Below are 22,186 nucleotides of genomic sequence, written 5' to 3'. Positions count from 1 at the left end.
GCCCTGCTCCATCAAGACTCGCTATTATTGAAATTCGCCGTGGCGCTGATGCTGTCGATCCCGATGCCATTGGGGTTTGCCTCGGAAGGCCGCAGCGCCACGATCAGCATTGTCAGCAAAATGTCCGTGCGCCGTGTATCCACGTTCGATTGCTGGAATTGCACGATGGGAACCTCCACCCGCCAGAAACGGCGTCCCTGCAAAAAACCGACCTCTTTGATGTTTGGTACGCCGGATCGGTAGGCCGTTTGCGTCACAAAATTCGTGCGGAAGGCTATGGGAGAGCCTGTGCGATTGACCTCCTGCACATAAGAATTTTGACCTGAAGGCGTGAAATACTGCCGCAAGGCAGAACCGATGATCGTCGCCTGATTGTAGTAGTCGTAGGAGTTGACCGCGACCGCCGCATCCGAAGCAAAGTCGATGAGCCGCGCCTGACTGATCGCGGCCTCATCCAAGACGGTTGCATTGCACGAACTGCCTGTTCCCTGTTCTTGCCAGACGAATTGCGTGACAGGCTTCATCAGGTAGATATCGGCCGTCATGGCGAAGCTCGCCACGATACCAAGGCCGAAAAGACCACCAAGACCTATAATGGCGAAACGATAGGTCTCGACACCCCTCATGGCCTCGCCCCTTCTTCAACGGGCTGCGTCGAGACAAGGCGACCGATGGCGATACCCTTCGGATTGAGCGGCGACTTGTGCGTGCGAACGATCGTTGCAAAGAAATCCCGGTTTTCGGATCTCCGATCCTGCGAATTGCGATAGATCAGCGTCATCGGTATGACGATTTCCCACTCGTATCGAGACGAACCATCGGGCTGCCGAACTGCCCCTTGGCGGGAAATCAATGCAGGGCCGCGCTGTGTCGCGGTCGCGTTCTGATACTTGGAAACGACATCCTTGATGATGCCCCACTCGCTCACCGAGAGCCGGTAATTGTTGCGGCCTTCAAGGGTCATGAACATCGATGTGCTGCTGTTGATCTGATCGCGCCACGAGGTCCAGTCGTAGGTCTGGATCATGCGGATCGCGTTCACCGCGAAATCGCGAGCGGTAGCATCTGCCACCATCGGCTCATCGAGACCGATGGGGGCGCAAACCGACTGAGCATCAGTTGTGCCCAAAAATGCAGTCGCCGGGAACTTCACGAAGCGCGCATAAAGTAGCTGCGCCAAATGGACATAAACCAGCACAACCGCGACGACCAGAAGCAGCGTGAAAACGCGCATGCTGCGCAAAATCGCCGCCATCGCCGCATTGTCTTCTAAAATGGCCTCTTTCGACTTCACTGCCCCGTATTCCCCTGCAAAATTGGCACCGGGCATCCAAAAACCCCGCCGTCGGCGACATAAGGTTCGGTCACTGCATTGGCCTGCAAAACAACCCCGAATAACAACACGGCGAGCGTGCCTACCATCAGCGCTGTCCAGAGAATCGTAAGCTGCTTCTGCTTGGCGATAATCTCTTCCCTCGCAATAGAGGGCGCGACGGGATCAGGAAGGGTTGCCAAAGCAAACTTTGGCACCCTTACTTCCGAAAGTTTCTTCTTTTTATCGAAAAGCCCCATTCTCGATGCTCATTCCTTCATCAGAGCATCGACAACCGGCATCATGGCATCGTCCCATCCCTTCAGAACCGCGACCTTGCCGGAAGCCTTCGGCACCACGAAAAGCGGAACGGCTGGCGCGCGATCCGGCAGATTGGCCGCAAGCGTCAACCAGACCTCGAAATTCTGGTTGACCTCCTTATCGAGATTGGCGTCAGCCGACATATCGAGCCCTTGGGTTTGCTGCGCCATCAGATTGTGCAGGGCTTTCACCTTGTCCTGCTGCTTCAAGACGCCACGAATGCCGGGCAGAGCGTCAAGCTGTGTTGCCTGATCCCCAAGGACACTGATCGGCACGAAACGGATCGGATATTTGCCCGAAAGAGCCTTGTGGGCTGCTTGGCAATACGGGCACCGTGGATCAAAGAACATGACAATGGTGTTCTTCTCGTTTGCCTGCTGACCGGCCGGGGTGTCGGAGATGCTTGCCAGCGAGGCCAGCCCGTTCAGCAACTGACCAGCCACGCTCAGGTCAGAAATCTCGTAACCAGAATCGATCCCCTGCCGCGTGATCGGTTGCGCCGAGACGATAGAGTTGGACTGTGCCTGTTGGGTCTGCTGTACCGGCTGCTGCTGCGTCTGATACTGCTGAGCCTGCTGGATCGGCATCTGCTGTGTCTGGTATTGCGGAAACTGCTGGTACTGGCCCTGCTGCGCATAACCGGGCTGTTGCTGCATAGCCATCTGCTGCTGATACTGCTGAGGCTGCTGAAAGCCATTCTGCATGGGAAAGGTGTTTTGCGGGGCGAATTGCTTCGGCAGAACAAACACGCCCAAGCACGCTACGCCGACAAAAGCCGTGGCCCAAATCCCTTGAATGATAACTTTCTGCGTGCCCGAAATGCTTTCCTTCGATGACGTGGTATCAGCCATGACAATCCCGCTATTAGAACCCGATCAACAGGTTTTCGCCATCGAGCGAAAGCCCACTTCAAATCAACCGTCGCCACCTTAAACGACAACGATTTTGGAATCAATTTTTCTATCAATCTTTTCCGGGTAGTTGTAAAAGTGCCGCGCTCGACAAAGATCAAGCCGCTCGCTTATTGGCTAACGACGCGCCATGCACCCTCGATCACGCGCAAGCTCAAAGCTCGCGTGTCCTTCTCCCCTGTCTTCACGCGCTCAAGGGTAACGTCGGCAAGATAGGTCGCCTCATCCTGCGAGCGGATGTTGTCAACCGATACGATCTTGACGGCCTGCGGAGGGATGACATGCCATTCGGCTGCGGCGGCACCATATGTCTGAACAGCTTCCTGATACTGTTCAGCCATACGGCTCATCACCGCGCCCTCAATTTCTGCGTTACTCGGGCTTTTGTCACCGCATCCGGCGAGCAGCCCGCAAATAATCAGAATAGCTATTCGTTTCATCTGCATGTCCTCTCCTATCTGATGACTGCACCCCAAATAAAAAGGCACCGGCCTATATGGCAGGTGCCTTCCGTCCCTCGCAAGTTGCAGTGAGGTTTTATGCAGCATTCCGAGAGTTATTTGCCAGTCTGGCAGCGCGCATCTCTTCCAGCAGCTCTTTTTGCGTCTGATGAAGCGCGCGAGTTTCCTCCAGAAGTTCGACAAGAGTAAGCCTTGCGCACTCGCCCTGAATAAGAAGATTCGTCAGCGTGCCTTCTGCGGTTGCGTTCCCTTCCACCAGCGAAAGGCCGTTGAAGAGGCTCGGATCGTACAGGTCGCGAACGTCCACAGCACGCATCTGAGGCTTCGGTTTTTTTCCAAAGAATTCCAACACCTTAACCTCCCGCAAAACGTTCGACATTGTTTTTCATTTCTAAATATATGTCAAAAACGTCATCTATTCAAGGGATTTGGGGGGGGGACTAACGTGGCAATCCTGTTACTCAGCCGCCGCTAACAAGGCACCAGTATTCAAAGTCGCTGCTCGAATGGAATTGTTGCGAAGGGCCATGCGCCGCGCCACGCGTATCGGCTGGTCGATCAGAACACCGAACGCCGCCAGCGCCAGCTCATTTTCGGAAACCGAAAGCCCCGCACCCGAAATGCTATCGATGTACCGGGCCTTCAAGGCATCCTCCAACTGATCGACCTCGCGGTTCACGGAAATGGCACCGCTGCTGCTGTCGAGAGCAGCCAGACTCTCGACAATGGCGGCATCGATCTGCGTTTGCGAGACCACGCCACTCTCCAACATGTCTTTGAGAGTTGCAGCGATGGCTTCAATTGGGGTGTCTGCCTTCGGCTTGCTCCTTCTAAACCGCTCGTCGCGGATCACGCTTGATAGCGTCGTAAGGACATCCCGGAGCAACATCGCAATGCCGTCCCGGTCCTTGTGATCGAGATACCGCCTCGTCGGATCGGCCTGCTTAAACGACCAGTCCTTGATCCCTGCCTCACTCAGATTATCAAGCATTTTCTCTTGCCGGTCGCGCTTGCGGATCGCCTCGATAGATTCGGGATCGCGAGACTTAACCGGCACGAAATGGTTGAGCCGCCATTCCGTGACCTCGGGAATGCCACCGGTATAGAACGCCGTATAACGGATGGTACGGCTTTCACCCCGACGTATTTTCCCTTCCCGCGTCTGCGTGCCGACGATCAGATGAAACTGGCCGTCCTGCTGACCGGCAATGTCGGCATATTTGATCACGTCCTCTTCTTCGTAGCTGACTTCATCGCTCAGGCGCGTCGTCTTGAACGCAGCCCTTTGATCGACCTTCATCCCACGGGAGACGGGGGTCATGACTTTCGACCCCCAACCCCGGATCAGTTTGAAGGTATTGCTGTCCTCTCCGCCCACGAAACGGCCAATGTGCCGCAGCGTCGTGTTCTGAAGAGTTTCTTGGGCCTCCTGCGGAGAGGCTTTTTCCAAGGAGTCGGGCGTTTGCATACCGAAGGTGCAGGACACGCCAAACGAACGCGCCTGCGCCGCTGCGACCGAGAAACCTTCAACGACATAATACCCGTATTCATCGAAGATAAGCGGATACGGCATGTTGGATTTGCTCGGAGACGCATCAACGATACTGCGACGGTCGCCTTCCAGCGGCTTGTGAAGCAGATTGCCAAGAACCTGCTTCACCGCTGCCACCGTGATCTTGCCGAGTGCCGCTGTACTAGGAGGCGCTTTTTCCAGCGATGGGATCATCACAAACACGATGCGACGGTTCAGGAAAACGTCACTCATGTTGATTTCGCCCACCTGCGCATTGAAGACATGACCGAAGGAATAGGTCAGCATCGCAGCCGGTTCCGACAGGCTCATCGTCATGTAACCCCACTGCCGATACACTTCGGCGCGGGATGTTTCAGTCGCTTGGTTTTGCTCGCCGCCGCCGGTTCCGCTTGCCAGCCTCCGATACGTCTCGATCATCTCGCGCGACAGCGCCTCGACCTCGTTTTCGCCAGACAAGAGCGCCGTCGCGATCTTCGTGTCGTTGGCGTCGATCATCGGCGGGGGCTCTTTCGGCATGACCTGGCTGTAGCCGGGCAGATCGAGAAGAACCTGTTCCAAGCTCTGGCAAGCCTGCTTCAGCCGAAGGAAATCCTCATGCTTGCCCTCATCCGGCAAGCTCACGACGCGGCCATGCTTATCTCTGAAGCGGCCGAACCAGACGAGATTTTCAACGTTATTGAGCTGGAAGAACTCGGTCAGGAGACGGGGATTGTAGTCAACGTATCCTTTCTCCTGAAGAAAGGTCAGCGGGCGGGGAAGCGCCTTATTGAGCTGCATAGCTCTTTGCGCAAATACGCTATTGGAGCCTTCCGCTGGCGGAATGAATGTTTCCATCAACGTGCTTTTTTGGTCCGACGATCCCATCGAAAAGGGATTGAAGGTGTTGGTCAGCTTGACCTCGGAATGACCATAGAAATCCTTCGCTCCCATCATGAAATTGAGAGTCAGGAAGTCCTCATCTCGGCCGAATAGACGGGTGGTTTTTTTCAAGGAGTTGAGGGTATCGGCAGACGCCTTACCATCAACCATGATCGCACCGCTATTGAGGCAGAGAGCATTGAACACAAGTCCGAAAATCTCTTCAGACTTACCGGAACCAGTGCCACCCAACACCATTCTATGCGTCTGGATATCCTTGGCGGCCGACCAGACTTCCTGCCCGGCATAAGCCCCTCGCCCAACCCCATGGTAGATGACGCCAGCGCCGAGATCGCCGGTTGACTTGTCTTTGAATCCTTTCCGGCCAAGGTCCATAGGTACGCGGTATGGGGCGTCCCAAAGCTTCCGCGCATAGCTCCCCTGTGACAGAGCGAGGAAAACCGCTCCGATAGCCAGAAGCTCTGGCCAGAACGGTGCCCATGACAGGATCAATGCTATTACTGCCAAACCAAGGTAGGGCTTGAGAACGTCAGCCGGATCGTTATGGCAGTCCTTCACCCATTCGGTCAGGCTTTTCCTGCGTTCGCGTCGGGAGGCAAGACGAACAACGTCTGTATGCTCGACGCCTTCAAACTCTCTCGTGCGTTTCGCCATTCACCTACTTCCCTGTGCCACCAAGACGACGAGGCGGATTCTTCCCGCCGTTGCCGCCACCGAGGCCCCCGCGAGGCTGGTTCCGCATACGAGCAATCTGACTGCCGGTTCCGGCCAAGGACCCACGACCACCAATGGCAATCTGTGATGCCGCCGCTGCGGCAGGGTTTCCGAGCATCCCTTCGCCGCGCTGCGCCTGCGATCCGAGGAAACGGCTCATGCCAGCCTCAACGCCGTCCATGACCGCATCACCAACGCCGTCGATCAGCCCGCAGCAGATCGAGACGAGCGCAACTGCGGCCGAGGCATAGATCATGAAGCCACCAATCGCCAAAGCGATATTGCCCAACTGCCCCCCGGCGCTGATCGGCCCGGCATAAGCCATGGCTGCATAAGCGTTCCGGGTGAGAATGTTGAGGAAGTCCAATCCCACGCGCATGAGGATCATGCAGAAGATCAGACCGATGATGATGAGCGCCGGGCGCACCAGCAAGGCCAGCAGCACCATCAAGGCCCGCGCGATGCTGGTGCCCTGTAGGCCACCTTGGCGGTTCGGATAGAACATCTGCATCAGCCAGAACGGCGCAGTGATGATCGTTTGAACGGCCAATATCAGCCACGAGAGCGCGGCCAAAAAGAAGTAGATCAGCGGCATGTAAGGTACGACCACGGCCAGCAGAAAGCCGATGGCGACAAGAAGCCATCCCAAAGGCCCGACCATTTCGAGCAGCTTACCACCGATGAATGTCAATGGGTTCACCGCTCCCACCGCTGACTCTGAGGCAATTTCACCAGCCTTCGCGGCGGCGACAAGAGCGCCGCCGGCGCCGAGCATCGCGCCGCCGGTCGTCTGCAATTGCGGGATCGGATCGGCCCAACCTTCCCCGTTAAGGGAGTTGCCCTCATTGTTCTGGCCCATCATGCCAAGAATCCAGTCGGTCAGGCGACCCCAACCCATGCCTGCGCCACGAATAGCCGCAATATCAGACGAGTTCGTACCCAACCCGCTGTCGCGGTTCGCGTTGTTCAAAAACGTGCCCGACATCTGATCGAGGTTAGCCATATCCGAGGAATATTGCTTGAAGAACACTTCCAGCTCATTCGAGCATGTAGACCTCCAGAATGCCCATGAGCTGGACACCACACAGCCCCATGCAGCCGCGAGATCGCGCGAGGCAGGTGTCGCCGAGACGGATATTCCCTTTCGGATACCATCGCGGGCCGAGGTCGCATTCACCAAAATGCGCTGATACAGCACCGCATAGAACCAGCCGTTCCGGTTTGAAGCGGACATCGCCTGCGCTGTCGTCTGGCGCAGCTCAGGTTCCGATTGCTGGAATTGTGTGTTGATGGCTTGCTTCGCCGCCGCCACGACCGCTGCTATCGATTTACCGATAGCATCTACTTCGGTCGGGCCGCGCTTGCGCAAGCCGTCTGCTGGATAGAGGATATCCGTCAGCTTCTGCGCTTCCGTATCGAGCGCCGTCAGGATCGCGTCGGCACCGGCCTTGCCCGTCCGGGCGGCGTACTTGCTGATCGTGTTCGCGATCTGGTTCTGGATCGCCATATTCGCCGGATCAGCGTTCGCGTTCGCCTGCGCATTCGGCACCGACTTTTCAATGGAATAGGTAGCGGTCACGCCACCGCAAAGCCCGATACTGTCGTTGAGGGATGCAGGCGCTTTGAAATAGATGCTTCGCTGCGCAAATCCCTCCTGTGTATCCTTCACTTCAGTTCCCGAAACCGGCGTAATCTGCCCGTTTGTCGTCGCCATCGTCGCAAGGCTTTTGTTCAGAGAGCGCTTGCAAAGCTCGCCGCCAACACGCGCTTGCAAAGCTTGCGTAATTGCCGTTCGTAAATCGGACTCTGTGCCGTCCCCGCCATCGCTCCACCAGCCGCTATCATTCAGGTTCGTGAAGGTCTTATTGACGGCGTTGGAACTCGCCATCTTGTCACCAGCGATCCGCCACATCGAATCCCCTAGACCCGATGACCATACTGCAACCTGCATCGTCCCGATTTGCAGAGCGCTGTAGCCGTTGAAGGCAGGAAAGCAGAGGATCGCGCCGAGACCGGCCAGAACGAGCGTCCAGCTCGGGTTCATCGAACGCCCGCCCGCCTCACCATCATTCGCCGTATCTTTTAGGGCTGCGAAAATGAGGTAAGTCGCCACAACTGCGATCACTGCCAGCATCGCCCAATTCAGCGTGGTCACGAGCTGCGCGAGAATATCGTTCGTATTGTCACATGACCCACCAGCGGCAGCAGCCTGCCCGCCCGGCACCCATAGGTAATCGAACGTGCAACCGAGAATTCGGCGCAGGAATACGAGTCCCGCGCTATAGTCTTCGGGAGTGAAAAGCTCAGTGATATCCGGCCGATCAGCCATTAATGCCCCCTCAAGACCGTTAAATTCCTATCGCCGGCATCGATGCCTGCCGGTGCGGCGACCGGCGAGCATCGTCGGTAATAATGGCCTTTGACCTGTTCTCGAGAACGACGGTCTTCATGTCAGCCATAAATGCCGCAAGCTCCTCACCAGTCGGCGTAAGGCTTGGGACGCCCACGCTCGACAACGACCCTCCCGTCTGCGCAGGCGATTGCAGCGCCGTGACGCTCGCGTCGAAAGCTCGCGCAAAAATCTCCGCTGGATGGGTGAGATAGTCCGCATACTGCGGCGGGATGATCCCCTTCGCCTCTAATTCCGAGACGATGCGCCGCGTCGATTGCGCGAATTTGTGCTCGCCGACTGCTAGCAGGATCGCATCCCTGTCGCCTGCATTGTGAACCTGATGCCCAATCTCGTGCAGCAGCGCACCGGGACGGGTTGGGACAATGTGAATGGCGAACAGCTTCACATCGTCGCCGGCCCGATAGAGAGTTGCAGATCCTCTATCCGCGAAACCGGCACGCCCCATGTCAGGAGCGAAGAAGAATTTCACCGAATCCTCGCCGAAAAGACGATCCCGGCCGATGCCGAAACCTTTGGCGGCGGCCGACAACGCCAAGGTCAATCGAGCCTTGGCGTCTGTCGCCAGATCGAGAGAAACCCCCTGCTGAACGGAGAAGGTATTCGATCCGAGATCAGGCGCTCCCTTCGGTTGGAAGCTCGCCCCATCATAGGCCCGATAGTTGATCCGCTCGCCAGCAGCTTCAACAAGTCGCCCACGCAACGCTGTTGCAAGATCAATGCTCGCGAGGCCCGTGCCATTTACGATACCGACTTCGTTCGCGATGGCAGCAACCAGCCTTTTTATCGAGCCATCAGCTTCTATATCCGGCTCTCGACCACCTGCATCTGCCTCCATCAGGAAGTCGAGCTTTTCTTGCCAGCCCCGTGTGCTCATTGAGACTGCAAGCAGGACCGTGCCCCATATTTCAGCGGCACGAACCGGCTCTACTCTTCCGACGAGGCGGTCAAACACCCCGAATGCATCTCCCTCGAACGGCAGTTGTTTCGCCACAGCCATTCGCGCGCCCATCACTGCATAGGCATGATCGATAGACCGGGCGATGTGCTGCATCAAAGGAAGGGGGGCATCAGCCGAAAAGACCGACAACACAGCTTCCGAGACATCCGGGGCCGAACGGGAGGGCGGCGCTATATCAACCGGCGTCCGCGATGTTTCTCGAATGGCGGATGTAATCCGTCCCTTATCGAAAAACGCTTCCAGTCGTGTCGCCACGTCGCTCAGCGAACGAACATCATTCATATGCTCGTAGACCGCTGGCTGACCATCTTGGCCGCTCTGGATGACAGCCCATCTGGCTGCGAATGCCCGCTCCGCAATGGCAGGCGCTGGCTTATTCGCCAGCTCCAACCGAACGAGGTAACGCCCGCCACTCTGCCTCAAGGAAAGCGAGATGCCGGGGCCGAAGTCGAACCACTTCTTTGCATTTTGCTCCATTGCCCTCTCACCTTTCATCGAAACTGAACGGATTGACGCCGAATTCTATGTCGCTCACACGCCCGACAAGCTCTTGCTCATTGATGACGCCGGCAGGCGAAAACTTCGTTCCATCGTGCGTCACGAGGCAGCATTTATCGAATTTCAGCTTCTCCCCGTTTCTGTCTTGCGCCTGCAACAAGGCGCACGCCTCCATCTGGATTTCACCGGCCTTTTCTTTGCCAAAGGCGAGTGTCACGCGATAACCTGACTGTACCGCCCCCTTCTGTTTGGGTGCGATGATAAACAGCCATCGGCCAGAATCTGGCCCATCACCTTTGAACCAAAGTGCGCTGCGGCCCGGTGGAACCGCGTCACAGCCGATCCTCGCTACATACTCGCCAACCGGCATCCCGCCCGGCTCGCCATTGATGAACGCTTCTTTTTCGGCTGCATACGCAGCGTTTTTGAGGGTAACATTCAGAGCCGTCGATTCCTCGATGGAGAGGCTTTTCACCTCCGCGTGCGAGGTCTTTGACGACTGCCGCTCTTTCAGGTCAGAAGATTGCGGGCGAGGCTTTTCCGGCTCCGATCGATCGAATTCACCAATCTCGTCCTCGTCTGAGTAACCCACCTGATCTTGCGCTTGCTTCTCGATCACGGCAGCGCTCGGTGCGTCGTCGTCGTCATCCAGACTGGTATATGCATCAGCCGTCATAGTCGCTCTCCGCTCGATTTGGTCCACCAGTGGAAAGCCGCTCGTCAGCCTGTCTTTCGACGGCCTCCTGAATTTTTTTTGCGGCAATAAGCATCTTCGGCATCCGACCTATCCGGCCTTGCGCCTCTTCGATTGCCGTCCGCATCCTATCGAGGTCGAGCCTCACATCAGAGTGGCGGCGTGCTTCCTCATGCTTCGCAGCACTGGCAAGCTCTGTTACGTAGATATCCCGTGCAGCGGAGGGCCGTGAAGGATCGTCAACCTCATAGGTTATTTCGATATCGCCTTCGCCGACTTCAAAACCCTCATCATCGAAATAGCCATCGCTTTCAGGGACAGCCACATCTACGTCAACCGTCGCAACCTCGTGCGTTTCTAGGTGATCCGCCTGATCGGCTGACTTCTTCCCGTTCAATTCGATCCCTGTGCCTCTGCTGCGAGCATCCCTGCAACGACCGCGGCCTTGCGAGCTTCTGACTCTGAGTGGTAGGTGCGGAGCCGCATCGAGAGTGCGCGCAGGCGATTCAGTTCAATCATCAGACCACGCTCTGACTGCATTTGCAGAGCGTTGGTCCATTTCTCATATGCCGGGCCACCGCCATAGTTGTTGATCAGCGCATCCATCGCTTGAAGAACGCTACCAGCACCATCGCCGTCGCCGCTGGCCTTATTCGACATGGCCGCGACCGCAGCCAAAGATACGAGCGCTGGAGAACGCCATGCCTCAGCCTCTCGCGCCCGCAACATGGAGAATTCGCCGCCGGCAGTGCCTGTTTCCGTACCAGTTGGTTTTGCGACCGCAAAACCCGCAAGCTGCTGGATGACCTTCCGTTTGTCTTCTTCGGATGCGCTCACGTCCAGCAACACCGAGGCATCGGTAGAGCGCGGATCGCGCCGGTCAGCCGCCTGCTGCGTCACACTCGGCACCGATCCCGGCGACACGTCGATCTGTTTGTAGACCCGTGATGTTGAACTGCCGGTGCCATCGATAGCGCCGGTCACTTTTTGCAAGAATGCCACCTGCGCGCACGCATTCGGCCCCTGCCCCGTTTCATACGAGTAGTTCTCTTTGATCGCGACCAACCTCTCGCGGCGCATCTGCTCCGTGACCGTATTCGCGTAAGCCTCTTGGCTTTTCTTGGTTGATTGCTGCAACCTCTGGCCTTCGCCAGAGGTCTGCCGATTGAAGACTTTCAGTGCCGCCAGAACCTGTTCAAGCGTCTCCGATCCTTCCTTCGCGACATCATTTTCCAGAATCTGCGTCTCTTCGATCAGATGCTTTTCCACCTGCTCGTGTGTCGCAATCCATCCCGTGCTGACGACGCAGTAAGCAGCGAACGCGCTATTCGAGCCGATGAGAATGCTGCCGCTAAGAACCACTGTCCCGAGGGCGAGGCGCATATGCTTTTTCATCGTCGCGGCTCCTTACCGAAGATCGGCGCGGCGTTGGCCCGCGCCCACTGATACGATGCCCTCATTTCCGTTGAAAACGGCCCGGTTCACCCGAGACAAGGCATAGGACGCCAACGCGAGTTCAGTTCTCGCGTTGTCTTTCACCTGAAAAGCCATCAGAGCGATGTTCGCAGCTTCGATCCGCACGGCATCGAGCAGCGTGGCGCGCAACGGCTTGTCGGCGCTGGCCTGCGCCCACTTGATACCGCCGTCGTCGCCGGTCCAGTGCTTCGTCAGCTCCGCAAGCTTCTCGCGCGCGCCACCCGGCTCGTTCTCGGCAGCGATTGACGACAGCACGTTGACCACGACTGATCGGCGAACATCGTTCCGGTTCTTTTCGAACGTCTGCAACTCCGCAGCCATGCCGCCCCCGGCCTGCTTCTCAATCGGTGGACCAGCCACGAAATTGATATATTCCGCCGCCGCCGACGAATCGCCGCTGAAGATCGATTCAGCGTCGAAGTTCGACCCGCCCTGCGCCAAAGCCGCCCATTCCCTCGGCGATCCGTACTCCCCCGGCTTGAAATACGTGCCATTGCGGTAGGATGCGGCTTTACCCTCCATCGCCATGTTGGCCGAATAGAACGACTGCCCCTTCGTCTGTAACCCGCAACTGTCATAACCGGTGACGCCATAGCGCTCTTTCGCATCGGCAATCTGATAGGCTTGCCGCTGTGCGACATTCGTGCTGGCAGCGGCTTCAGCAGACTTTTTGACTACGGTCGCGGTCTGTTGACCGGAACCAGATTCCTGCTTTGTAAGAACCTTGAGCGCCGCAAGAAGTAGCTGGCGCTGCCTCATCTCCTCCGTGATGAGTAGGGTTTTCGATTTTACGATCTGCGCCGTCACGGCAACATCGAGCTGCAACGTCCGCTGGATTACATGGCCCTCCACCGCGCATGTGATCGCATACGCTGGCGACGATGCGCCGGCAGCTCCCACGGCTGCAAGGTAGAGGGCGAGCCTCTTCTTCGATATAATCGTCATTGCAAATCGCCTCCCATCCCCGATACCGCGACACCCATCATGGTCGAGCGTAACGCGGATAGCGCCGCGCCGCGCATGCGGGCATTCATGAGTTCGAGCTGATCCCCAATTACTTCCGCCTCTGGCGTAATCGTCGGCAACGGAGCGAGCACGTCGATATAATCCGCAGCGGTAACGACTTCCGCCCCGCCATAATTCCGGTTCACCAGAAACGGCGCTGCATTAGAATCGCCCGCGTTCCGCTCGCTTCGAACCGTCGATTGGCAATACGTGGGGCCGAGGGCTCCACGCTCCTGATCGGTGCAGTAGTGTCCGATCCGCTTGAGCAGCGAGTTTTTGATCGTTGCTGCCGCATTGCCGCCGCTGGCAAGATATTTTTTGTCCGAAGCTCGATAGGCCGAGAGCATCTTTTTTTCAGAATTATCCACTCCAGACAGGCCAGAGCGCGCATCAACAACCGCACAGGATGTCTCACCCTGTCCGGTTTCGTATGAATACCGGTTCTTGATATCCGCCAAGCGCAACGCCTGTTCTTGCGCCAGCTCCGCATTCACCGCAGCCTCTTCAGACTTTTTGATCACTTGCTGAGTCTGCGAGGCCGAACTGGAGACCTGCCGGTCTACCGTTTTCAGGCCAGCCATGAAACGTTCAAAGCTGGTCGCCCATTCCATAATCGTCGCGTTGGCCGCGACCGGCCCTATGACGACGAGGCCGACACCGATCAACAATCCTGTTGCACGTTTCCGCATCCGTGATGATCCCTCTACTGCTGGAAGAGATTCCCGAACGGGTTGTTTGTCGTGCCATTGCCCCCGGTGCTGTTGCCCACGGCATTGTCGCCGGCCTGTACGCCCGGAGGCGTGAAGATCGGCCCATCAATACCGGTGCCGGTGCTCACCGAGGCTAGCGTGAAATCGTACTGGCCGATGCCCGGAATGTTCGGCATCTTGAGTTCGGTTACGCTGTTGCCCGATCCGCCGAGCAATTCGTTCAACTGTCCGCCCATGACGGAATCGAACTGGAACATATTGTTGTTGATCTTGCCGACGACCTTCTGCAGTTGGTCGTTCAGCACTTGGCAAACCTGCTGCTGCGCCTTCTGCATCAGCCCGTTGATCAGCTGATCAGCAGCGCCGCCCAAGAAATCGAAGCTGGTCGGGATAAGGTTGGATAGATCGAGAGAATCCAGCAGGTTCGCGCCGAGGCAACTGTTAGCTCCGTTGAAAAACTCTGAGCTATCGACTTTTGCGGCATCCAACAGCGCGATTTGCCGCTGAACAGCCGCGTCGGCCGCTTGAGTGATCCCGCATCCGCTCGCCCCTTGCGCGGAAGCCGGAGAAGCCGCGAAAACCGCAGCCCAAACTACCAGCCCTGCAAACGTCGCCTTCGTTGTGGCACGCATGTCCGTCTCTCTCCTCTTAGCCTCTTTCCCACGCGGCTACCGCCGCCAATGCTATTTTCAAATTCTTGACTGACAGAACTGCCGCCAGATGATCAGCTCCATAGGCAGCGGTCTTCTCGAAACCTTGTCCCGTGCGGTCTTCGGCAGCGAGCGGCTTATAAAGGTCAACGAGGACGGCACCTTTCAGCGGGTTTACCGCTAGTTGCGCTCCGCTTTCGGTGTTGGCGTTCTCTGACAAATCGCTCGACCTCTGAATTTCACTGTGAAATCAAAAAAAGATTTACTGCATAATACGAAAATATCCAACCCCCCGCAGGCTCGCAATGCACACGATCCCGCAGAGTTGAACGCCGCGCAGTTTCTGACGAAATTCCCGCTAAATCCGGAATTTCTGAACGATTTTAATAAACCGATCCTCGATTTTGGGAGCATCAAGCGGGATGTTCTTGTCCTTGCAGAACTTTCGGAAGGCATTCGCCACAATATCAGCGTCGGGCGTTACCCCTGTCGAATGCTCTTTCACCAGATCGCGCCACCGGCTGAAATAGATAGAGCCGGTCGCGGGAAAGGCGATGGTCTCCGTATCCCGAACAGCGCCGCTGTTCGGTTCTTTCCCCCCCAATCTTTTATTTAAAAAATATGAATCTGATTTCTGCCTGACTTTTTGTGTACCCCCCGGAGCGGAAATCGAGCCATCCGATTGAGCCGTTTTTTTCTGCGCCCGTTCCAGCCGCTCCCGGCACCAGTTGATGACTTTGACCAAGCATGACAACGCTGGACGGATGATGGATGTCATCCCCGACGCCTTGCCGCTTTCGATAGAGATGAAACCCGAGGCTTTCAGTTGCGCCAGCGCCTGTTCAACCGCTGACCGGCTGCATCCAGCCTTATGCGCGATTGTTGCGATGGCAGCGTCACAGCGCCCACGCGACAACGCGCAAAGCTCGCAGATCGTATGAAGAACCGCGCGAACGCTGGCGCGAGGAAGCTTTTCGTAGATCTCGGCTACACTCGCACCGGCCTTTTCGAGCTTCGCTGAGAACCAACCTGCGCAAATGTTGCGCGTTCGCGCGTTCGCTCGCCTTTCTGTCAAGGATAGCTTGGTGCCGGCGGTTAAGGGAGTGCCCCATTTTTCCGGGCGACGCGCCGCCGATTTTTCTGCCACAGCGAGCACCGCGCGGCGCTCGTTGACCGCATCGTAGACGGATTCAACGAACCCATCACCAAACAGGCCACGGGCATGCGCCCCGAGAACATTCTGAATGCACTTATCCAGCGCCGAATTGGACCATGTGTTTTTGACGCTGGATAGTATGTTTCTTTCACCGAGTTGGCTCAATGCCAACGCTGAAACGCTCATCTTTCTCTCTTTCCGGTTAGCCGGAAATGCCGAGAAAAAAGACAAAAAGACTTGCATTTCGCCTCGAAGGAATTTACCTTCTGAGGAGAACGACGCCCGACCAAAAGCGTTCTTTTCTATCTTAGTTTTCGACCCCGGACGGGAGACCGTCTGGGGTTCGGCATTTCTGGGGTTAGCTTTCTAGTTCTTCGCTGATTCCCTTTTCTAAATATTTCACAATGAAACCCGGTTGAAAAAGTATGTCAAACTTTTTAACGCCGGGTAACTCGACCTACATGGCTGCAACCGCTGGTGCCGTTGCTCTGTCCGAGCGCACCGACGCTGTTACTTCCTTATTCGCTCCCAAGTGCTGATTGATCAGCTCGCGAGAGAGATTCGTCATCACCTCATTGTACACGACCAGCGCTCCTTTGAGGCCAATCATGCCGTCGAGGGATTTGTCGTTCGCGGCTGCGCAAAGAACCTCTGCGGTGTCGATTGCGGAGCTGATCTCCTTTGCAACCGTAGAATTGCGGACCACCGCCGAGCCGAGCTTGTTGCTCCATTCCGCGCAGAGTGCGTTCTTCTCCTTATCGCAAACATCGTTCTTGGCTTTGACGATCACTCCGAAGGTTTTGCCGCCGAATGCGGCCAGCGCTCCCTTTTCGCTCAATGACGCCGAGCACCTGGCTATCTCCTTTTGATCCCAATGCACCCGGAACCCGCTTCCAGCATCAGACGCTCCCTCCCGCACTCTGATCGACGCGCCGGGGGTGAACAGTTTCTGTGTCGAGTCTCCGAAAGGATCGGTGCCGACGAACAGACCCGTATTGATCGATCCTTGCTGGCGAACCGCTTTCACCACTTGTTCGTGCAGGTGTTGGAGGCGAGGCCGAATCAGATCGCGAACCTGATCTATCTTCACCTTGCAGCCGCCATGAACCATGCGCGTCAACATGTCCGAGGCTATGTATGCCGCCCGAGCGTCATCGTCTGCACCGCTGATAATTCCCGTCATGCCCATAAGCAGGCCCGAGACGGAATCCACATCCGCCTTCATGAAGCCGACCCGGCTTGCCACGCTCGATGTCAATTGATCGAGCACCTTCTTGTGGCCGTCACGCTTGAGCAGAAAGCAGTGGCGGATAGCGCCCGTATCGTCCGTATACATCGCTTTCTCACCCATCCGCTTCCCGGCCAGCGCCGAGACGGCGGCGAAAAGATTGCCTTCCACGGCATAGCGCGACCGGTTCACGGTCCCACCCTGAACGTTCTGGAATAGCGACATCAAAACGCTATCCTCTGGACTGCCGTCGCCCAAGAACGGCTTCCAGTGAAGCCGCTCATAGCCATTCCCGAACGCAGGTGCCTTGCCCTTGGCTTCCGCCTCATCGAGCGCGACCGCGAGCGGCTGTGACCACAGCGGCGCGATGGCGCGCGCAAGGCCGATCCCGTCATCATCGAGCCGAGCGCTTTTGAAAGCCCAAATCTTCGTTACGCCCTTTGCCTCGATAGTCGCTTGATGCTCTTCCCGCAGGATCGCGTATACCGATGCCATCGGCATATCTATCAGGTGCTCCTCACCGGGCACCGCGACCCGCACGCTCCACTCGCCGAGGTTAAGGGGCTTGTCTTCATTGAAGCGGACATCGGTGATCACGGCAGGCAAGCCGATCTCCCTGTCGCTGTGGTCCGTCCCGTCGATATAATCCACCGCTGCATTGAACAGGGTTGAGTCCCGTAAGCGGGACACCAGTTTTGGATAGACGGTCACGATGGCGCCCGGCGTCAACACTGGCGCTATATCGAGCAGGAAATTTACTTTGTGCCCGGCATCGAGCACCATTTTCTCAAGCCCTTTGATTTCCTTTTCCGCATCACGCGACCATTGATTGTCCCAAAATTCTTGCGCGATCTCCACCGGATGCTCTGTCGCGCCGAGACTACGAAGATCATCCGAACGGTTCATCACGCGGTCGAAGATCGGATCAGAAAAGCGAATATCGTGACCGCTAGGCACGAGGCTTTCAAGCCGCTCGCTGATCGACATCTCGCGCCCGAGGGTTGGGTCAACCATCCATCGCTTGCCGCGTGCAACGGCTTCCTCAACAGCGAGAACGTCGATTGGCTTGATCGTCTCCTTGTATGTCAGCTTGTTGAGCACAAGAGGCCGTTCAGACATGCGTGCTGCTGCTGCATTGCCGCTGATGAGGGAGGCAACTTCCTTGACCTGTGCGCCCCAATCGTATTCCCGTAGCCGCAGCGGATTTTCTCCGAGGGCATCGAGCAATGCCACGCGCATCTGAAAAGCCGTATCCAGCTCTCCCATGATCGTGCGCTGCATGCCTGATGGGAGCGCGATCATGCGCCCCATTAGCTTCTCGGAATACTTTGTTTCAATGTCGGATTCCGGGTCGATATCCAGCGTAACCGCGATATCGGGATTGTTCTTCAGGTACTCCCGACTGACGAACTGGCCGACCTCATTGAGAAGATCAAGGGTGTCCTTGATGTTCGATTCATTCTCACGCGTGGCCGTCGAGGCCGCTGTCAATGAACGATTCTTGCGGTTGAACAACTGCGCCAGTCGATCAGAGCTGGCCAGCCCTTGCAGCGGAACCGTGTAAAGCGGGGGATGGATTTGCCCAACCCGGTTGATACGGCCATCCATCTGACGCTCTTGCGTCACATCACCCTGCATCTGCGCCTTGATCATCTCCCGTTGCCGAACGTCGAAACCATTGGCGGGTGATGCCTGAGCAGATAGGCCCACAGCGGCCGACTGGTTGAGGATCAACACGTCCACCCGGCCGTTATTGAAATCCGACACGACATCGTGCTTGAGCGGTTTTGACCGTGCGCTGATCACGAACCCGCTTCCATCCTCTGCCGGCCGCGACATGAAGGTGCGGCCGGTGATCTCGCCCAACGACAAACCGTGCTTTTCGAGCGCCACGGCCAAATCGTCGATGACCGTCATCGACAGCATGGAGAAGTCGGCCGCGTCCACCCGCGCGTTGAAGTCAGCCAGCCAGTCTTCATACTCATGGAGCCGGATTTCCGTGACAGCACCGAAACCGTTGCTCTCCTTCACGGTCAGAAGGCGATCAGCAACACGCTTTACGACATGCCCGAGATGCGGCTTTTCAGGCAGGACGTAGGCCGAGCCTTTCATAAGGCTCGCGTTGTCCACGCTATCGGCATCATCGTTGTCCCAATGGCTTGCGATCAGATCTCGCATCAGCGTGTCGCCCGTGTTCGCGACCGCCACCAACGGCTTCCGGCCCTCCGCGATGGACTTCAACACGAGGTCTTCCAAGAACACCCCGTTGATCGCCAGCGTCAGATAGTTCGACAAATGATGGAATCGTGAAGCCGGTGACTGATAATGGACACCGACCGAGCCTAACGCCCGGTCCCGTTCCGCGCCCTCTGGCATCCGCTCGATGTCTTTCTTCAGCTCCTTTTGTCGGTGCTGCGACCAGTCTTTCACTTCGCGTCCAAGCGAAAGCAGTTCGGACATCTTGTGCGCGAACAGATCGACCTTTTCGAGCACCTGCGCAAATCGCACGGGATCGACATCTTGCAGCGATACCGTCTCGCGAGCTACTTCCGTGTTGTCGAGTTCACGGGCGATCAGCCCCCCTGACCGGGCCATCTCGTAAGAAAGCGCTTCCTGAAGAGCCAGAGGCTCTTTTTCGATCAGCTCCACCAGTCGATCCGGGGGAATACCGACATCCGGCAACGCAGAGCCGTAGACGCGCAGATTGCGCGCGCCTTTTAATGCAGTTCCTGACGCATATGCAACGGACCCACCAGCCGCCTTCACCCCTTCGACCAGAGCGGTCATTGAGGTGCCTACATTGGACCCTTCGCCGGCTGCTCGATGGGACTCGTCCATGATGAGCAATGGCGGCTTATCTTGCTTGCTCAACCATTCCATAAGAGCCGCAAGCTTTGCCTCCCGGCCCTGTGCCCCGAGCTGCGAGTACGAGGATAGGACCATGTTCATCGACGGATCGATGGCCTTTTCCCGCTTCGCAGACGATGCCGCAGCTCGAAATACGAAGCCCTGCCCGCGCCGCCGCTCCCCCTCATAATCGGGATCGAGGATCGAGGCGTCCTTGCTGCTGTTGACGATATAGGGCCGGATTATCTGCGGCAGCTCATTTGCTGGCTTCCGCATAACAGTTGCGAGATCGCGGGCAACAAAATCCGTGAAGAGCGAAGCGTTGTCGGTGAAGAACAGCACAGGTCGATCTTCTTTGAGCGCTGCGCGGGCCAACGCCGCAAGCTGGCGTCCTTTGCCTACGCCCATCAAATCCCCGACAATGATAGATTCCGTGCGCAGCGCCTTATGCAGCGCCAGCCCCACGCCGTCCACCTGCCCGGCGTGCAACAGATTTCCGAGTTCACCAACATCAACGCCGAGGCTATCGGCTACGAAATTGTCTACGGGACCACGAACTCGCTCCAGCTCAGTCAGCGCCAGCGCAACGGGTTCGGCGAGCGCCTTTTGGATTTTCAGGACAGGGCCGCCGACGAGGGAGGCGGACTCGTAGGTCACTTGGAACGGATCATTCTCGACCACCAAGTCATCGACCAGCACATCTGGCGATACCACAAAATCGGCCTCGTCCTCCGGCATCGCCACTTCATCCTCAGTGGCATCACCGGATATCAGCGCCTCTACATCCTCATGCGGATCGAGCGGGGGAGCCGCTACGGCCGATGTCGCCGGCTCCTGCTCAACCGCTCCCTCTTCCGTCACGATATCGTCGTCTTCAAAATCAGGTGCCACGAATGTCCGTGCCACCACCCGCGCATCTGGCCCGCTGCGCCGGGCCATGATTTCGTCCATGGCAATACGAGCTGCATCGCCCCATGCGTAAAGCTGATCCGTTGTATGCAGGTAGGGCAGCTCGTCGGGGAGTTTCTTCGCGCTTTCGGCGGAAAGCGGAGTCTCCAGACGCGGCCCGAGGGCGTAGACAATCACCGGAAATTCAGCACCGGACTTTCGGTAGAGCCTGCCATCAAGCATCGCGGCTCCAGCTACCTCGAACGTGGCGTGAAGGTAATTGTTGAAGAAGCGTGTCGCCCCTTCAAGCTTCCCTTCCCCCATCATCTCGCCCGGTAGAACTAGGAACGAGCGGCCGCTATCCGCTCGCACCTGGTTCAACGCATCATAGACGATCCGATGGTCGAGGCGCGAGATCGAGAGCGTGCGCCCATCTCTGTCAACGACCTTCTGTGCCTTGATGGCCTCAAAGGGCGGGTTTGCGAGAACTGCATCAAACGCGATGCCGCCAAAGCCGCCCTCTGCGTTCACCTCGAACGCTCGCGGCCGGATATTGACGAATTGCGCGCCAGCCTCCTTCAGCACCCGCGTACCGCGTTCAGCGCGATTTTTATCCAGCTCAAAGCCTTCGATGCGAGCGCCAACCGCCGCCGCGCCGAGCGCAAGCGTTCCGTTCCCCGCTGTCGGCTCTAACACCAGCTCGCCATCTCGAATGCGCAATATGTCCTGCGCGACGGCCGAGATGGTCAAAGGTGTCGAGTATTGCTGCAACCGCAGTCGCTGTGCATTGCGCTCGCCGTGAGCTGCCGACCGATCTGTCAGCTCACGGGCAATGTTGCGGAATGTCCCGCCATTGCGGACGAGGCTCGCTGCCTGCACCGCCAAAGCCGCTTCGATTTCCTCCTGAAACGCGAAGACGCTCAGCAGCGCCGTCCCATCCTCCGCAACGATGTCCTTGTGGAGCCGAGCGATCGATCCTCTGTCGAAGCTCTCTCCCTGCACTATTGCCAGCGCGACACCAGCCGCACAGCCAGCCAGTTCCGAAGACCGAAGCGCACGCAGAAAACGGTCTCTATACTCGCCCTTCTCACGTCCATTGCTGAAGCGGTCGTACTCGTAATGAGCCTCATTCGATTTGTTGACCGCTACCCGGCCACCAATCGTCTCGAAAACCGTCGAACCAGCGAGGTTAAGACCGATCTGGCGCGGCGTGCTCATCTCGCTCATACCGGTGCCGTTCATGCACTCAAGAAACCGCTTCGACAGCGCCGCCCGATCCGTCACATCGACGTTGAAATCATCCTCCCACACGCGCTTTATCGGCAGACCACAGGCCACCCACAAGTCGCTTGGATCGAGATCGGCGGGAGGTCTGACAACAAATATCGTCGCATCGCCCTTCGTCACCGTGTTGAGGAGCGGGACATTACAATGCTTCAGACCGGCACGCACACCGAGCGCGCGCACGTCATCTGGCGCAGCGATCAAGAGATCGCCCGCGTTGCCGTGCATCCTTGATGCTCGGGGAATG

At 57.3% G+C, this 22,186-nt stretch carries 18 protein-coding genes; all 18 read right to left on the bottom strand.

All coding sequences use genetic code 11. From position 1 onward, the window contains the following. Positions 1-11: 11 nt before the first annotated feature. Positions 12-626, bottom strand: coding sequence for a DotI/IcmL family type IV secretion protein (locus tag LQ231_RS26700; protein WP_230175328.1), 615 nt, complete (start codon positions 624-626; stop codon positions 12-14). Further along, the gene (locus LQ231_RS26695; RefSeq protein WP_230175327.1) at positions 623-1,294 is read right to left on the bottom strand and encodes a DotI/IcmL family type IV secretion protein; all 672 of its coding nucleotides are present in this window, start codon (positions 1,292-1,294) and stop codon (positions 623-625) included. The genes LQ231_RS26700 and LQ231_RS26695 overlap by 4 nt, the downstream gene beginning before the upstream one ends. Next, a complete protein-coding gene (locus LQ231_RS26690; protein WP_230175326.1) occupies positions 1,291-1,572 on the bottom strand; it encodes a hypothetical protein in 282 nt (93 codons plus the stop codon). Before LQ231_RS26690 ends, LQ231_RS26695 begins: the two co-directional genes overlap by 4 nt. Before the next feature lie 9 nt (positions 1,573-1,581). Continuing rightward, on the bottom strand, positions 1,582-2,289 hold the full coding sequence (locus LQ231_RS26685) for a hypothetical protein (RefSeq protein WP_230175325.1): 708 nt from the start codon (positions 2,287-2,289) through the stop codon (positions 1,582-1,584). Between the two features lie 365 nt (positions 2,290-2,654). Continuing rightward, on the bottom strand, positions 2,655-2,990 hold the full coding sequence (locus LQ231_RS26680; RefSeq protein ID WP_230175323.1) for a hypothetical protein: 336 nt from the start codon (positions 2,988-2,990) through the stop codon (positions 2,655-2,657). 91 nt (positions 2,991-3,081) lie between these two features. Beyond that, positions 3,082-3,384 carry a hypothetical protein gene (locus LQ231_RS26675; protein WP_230175321.1) on the bottom strand — a complete coding sequence of 101 codons (303 nt, stop codon included), beginning with the start codon at positions 3,382-3,384 and terminating at the stop codon, positions 3,082-3,084. A 78-nt stretch (positions 3,385-3,462) separates the two neighbouring features. Next, on the bottom strand, positions 3,463-6,072 hold the full coding sequence (locus LQ231_RS26670) for a hypothetical protein (RefSeq protein WP_230175320.1): 2,610 nt from the start codon (positions 6,070-6,072) through the stop codon (positions 3,463-3,465). A gap of 4 nt (positions 6,073-6,076) precedes the next feature. Beyond that, the gene (locus tag LQ231_RS26665) at positions 6,077-8,461 is read right to left on the bottom strand and encodes a DotA/TraY family protein (protein ID WP_230175318.1); all 2,385 of its coding nucleotides are present in this window, start codon (positions 8,459-8,461) and stop codon (positions 6,077-6,079) included. A 19-nt stretch (positions 8,462-8,480) separates the two neighbouring features. Beyond that, the gene (locus LQ231_RS26660; protein WP_230175316.1) at positions 8,481-9,632 is read right to left on the bottom strand and encodes a hypothetical protein; all 1,152 of its coding nucleotides are present in this window, start codon (positions 9,630-9,632) and stop codon (positions 8,481-8,483) included. A 355-nt stretch (positions 9,633-9,987) separates the two neighbouring features. Further along, the gene (locus LQ231_RS26655; protein WP_230175314.1) at positions 9,988-10,677 is read right to left on the bottom strand and encodes a hypothetical protein; all 690 of its coding nucleotides are present in this window, start codon (positions 10,675-10,677) and stop codon (positions 9,988-9,990) included. Next, complete coding sequence (locus LQ231_RS26650; RefSeq protein ID WP_230175312.1) at positions 10,667-11,092, bottom strand: hypothetical protein; 426 nt, start codon at positions 11,090-11,092, stop codon at positions 10,667-10,669. Before LQ231_RS26650 ends, LQ231_RS26655 begins: the two co-directional genes overlap by 11 nt. Continuing rightward, positions 11,089-12,090 (bottom strand): hypothetical protein, encoded by a 1,002-nt coding sequence (locus LQ231_RS26645; RefSeq protein WP_230175310.1) that lies wholly within the window; start codon positions 12,088-12,090, stop codon positions 11,089-11,091. Before LQ231_RS26645 ends, LQ231_RS26650 begins: the two co-directional genes overlap by 4 nt. Positions 12,091-12,102: 12 nt before the next feature. Further along, positions 12,103-13,116 (bottom strand): hypothetical protein, encoded by a 1,014-nt coding sequence (locus LQ231_RS26640; RefSeq protein WP_230175308.1) that lies wholly within the window; start codon positions 13,114-13,116, stop codon positions 12,103-12,105. Next, positions 13,113-13,865 (bottom strand): hypothetical protein, encoded by a 753-nt coding sequence (locus LQ231_RS26635; RefSeq protein ID WP_230175306.1) that lies wholly within the window; start codon positions 13,863-13,865, stop codon positions 13,113-13,115. Before LQ231_RS26635 ends, LQ231_RS26640 begins: the two co-directional genes overlap by 4 nt. Positions 13,866-13,879: 14 nt before the next feature. Beyond that, on the bottom strand, positions 13,880-14,518 hold the full coding sequence (locus LQ231_RS26630; protein ID WP_230175304.1) for a hypothetical protein: 639 nt from the start codon (positions 14,516-14,518) through the stop codon (positions 13,880-13,882). 16 nt (positions 14,519-14,534) lie between these two features. Beyond that, a complete protein-coding gene (locus tag LQ231_RS26625; protein WP_230175302.1) occupies positions 14,535-14,756 on the bottom strand; it encodes a hypothetical protein in 222 nt (73 codons plus the stop codon). 138 nt (positions 14,757-14,894) lie between these two features. Beyond that, a complete protein-coding gene (locus LQ231_RS26620; RefSeq protein WP_230175300.1) occupies positions 14,895-15,878 on the bottom strand; it encodes a helix-turn-helix domain-containing protein in 984 nt (327 codons plus the stop codon). Positions 15,879-16,149: 271 nt separating this feature from the next. After that, positions 16,150-22,167, bottom strand: coding sequence for a strawberry notch-like NTP hydrolase domain-containing protein (locus LQ231_RS26615; RefSeq protein WP_230175298.1), 6,018 nt, complete (start codon positions 22,165-22,167; stop codon positions 16,150-16,152). Positions 22,168-22,186 lie beyond the last annotated feature (19 nt).

The organism is Rhizobium sp. CECT 9324 (assembly GCF_918741265.1).
Classification (GTDB): domain Bacteria; phylum Pseudomonadota; class Alphaproteobacteria; order Rhizobiales; family Rhizobiaceae; genus Allorhizobium.
The sequence above is the reverse complement of the archived record's forward strand: the minus strand, read 5'-3'. Positions and strand labels throughout refer to the sequence as shown.

Excerpts from the sequence above, each read along its gene's own strand:
- LQ231_RS26645 (WP_230175310.1), bottom strand. The coding sequence starts at position 12,090 with ATGAAAAAGCATATGCGCCTCGCCCTCGGGACAGTGGTTCTTAGCGGC.
- LQ231_RS26665 (WP_230175318.1), bottom strand. The coding sequence starts at position 8,461 with ATGGCTGATCGGCCGGATATCACTGAGCTTTTCACTCCCGAAGACTAT.
- LQ231_RS26630 (WP_230175304.1), bottom strand. The coding sequence starts at position 14,518 with ATGCGTGCCACAACGAAGGCGACGTTTGCAGGGCTGGTAGTTTGGGCT.
- LQ231_RS26685 (WP_230175325.1), bottom strand. The coding sequence starts at position 2,289 with ATGCAGCAACAGCCCGGTTATGCGCAGCAGGGCCAGTACCAGCAGTTT.
- LQ231_RS26690 (WP_230175326.1), bottom strand. The coding sequence starts at position 1,572 with ATGGGGCTTTTCGATAAAAAGAAGAAACTTTCGGAAGTAAGGGTGCCA.
- LQ231_RS26640 (WP_230175308.1), bottom strand. The coding sequence starts at position 13,116 with ATGACGATTATATCGAAGAAGAGGCTCGCCCTCTACCTTGCAGCCGTG.
- LQ231_RS26700 (WP_230175328.1), bottom strand. The coding sequence starts at position 626 with ATGAGGGGTGTCGAGACCTATCGTTTCGCCATTATAGGTCTTGGTGGT.
- LQ231_RS26615 (WP_230175298.1), bottom strand. The coding sequence starts at position 22,167 with ATGCACGGCAACGCGGGCGATCTCTTGATCGCTGCGCCAGATGACGTG.
- LQ231_RS26620 (WP_230175300.1), bottom strand. The coding sequence starts at position 15,878 with ATGAGCGTTTCAGCGTTGGCATTGAGCCAACTCGGTGAAAGAAACATA.
- LQ231_RS26655 (WP_230175314.1), bottom strand. The coding sequence starts at position 10,677 with ATGACGGCTGATGCATATACCAGTCTGGATGACGACGACGACGCACCG.
- LQ231_RS26670 (WP_230175320.1), bottom strand. The coding sequence starts at position 6,072 with ATGGCGAAACGCACGAGAGAGTTTGAAGGCGTCGAGCATACAGACGTT.
- LQ231_RS26680 (WP_230175323.1), bottom strand. The coding sequence starts at position 2,990 with ATGCAGATGAAACGAATAGCTATTCTGATTATTTGCGGGCTGCTCGCC.
- LQ231_RS26635 (WP_230175306.1), bottom strand. The coding sequence starts at position 13,865 with ATGCGGAAACGTGCAACAGGATTGTTGATCGGTGTCGGCCTCGTCGTC.
- LQ231_RS26675 (WP_230175321.1), bottom strand. The coding sequence starts at position 3,384 with ATGTCGAACGTTTTGCGGGAGGTTAAGGTGTTGGAATTCTTTGGAAAA.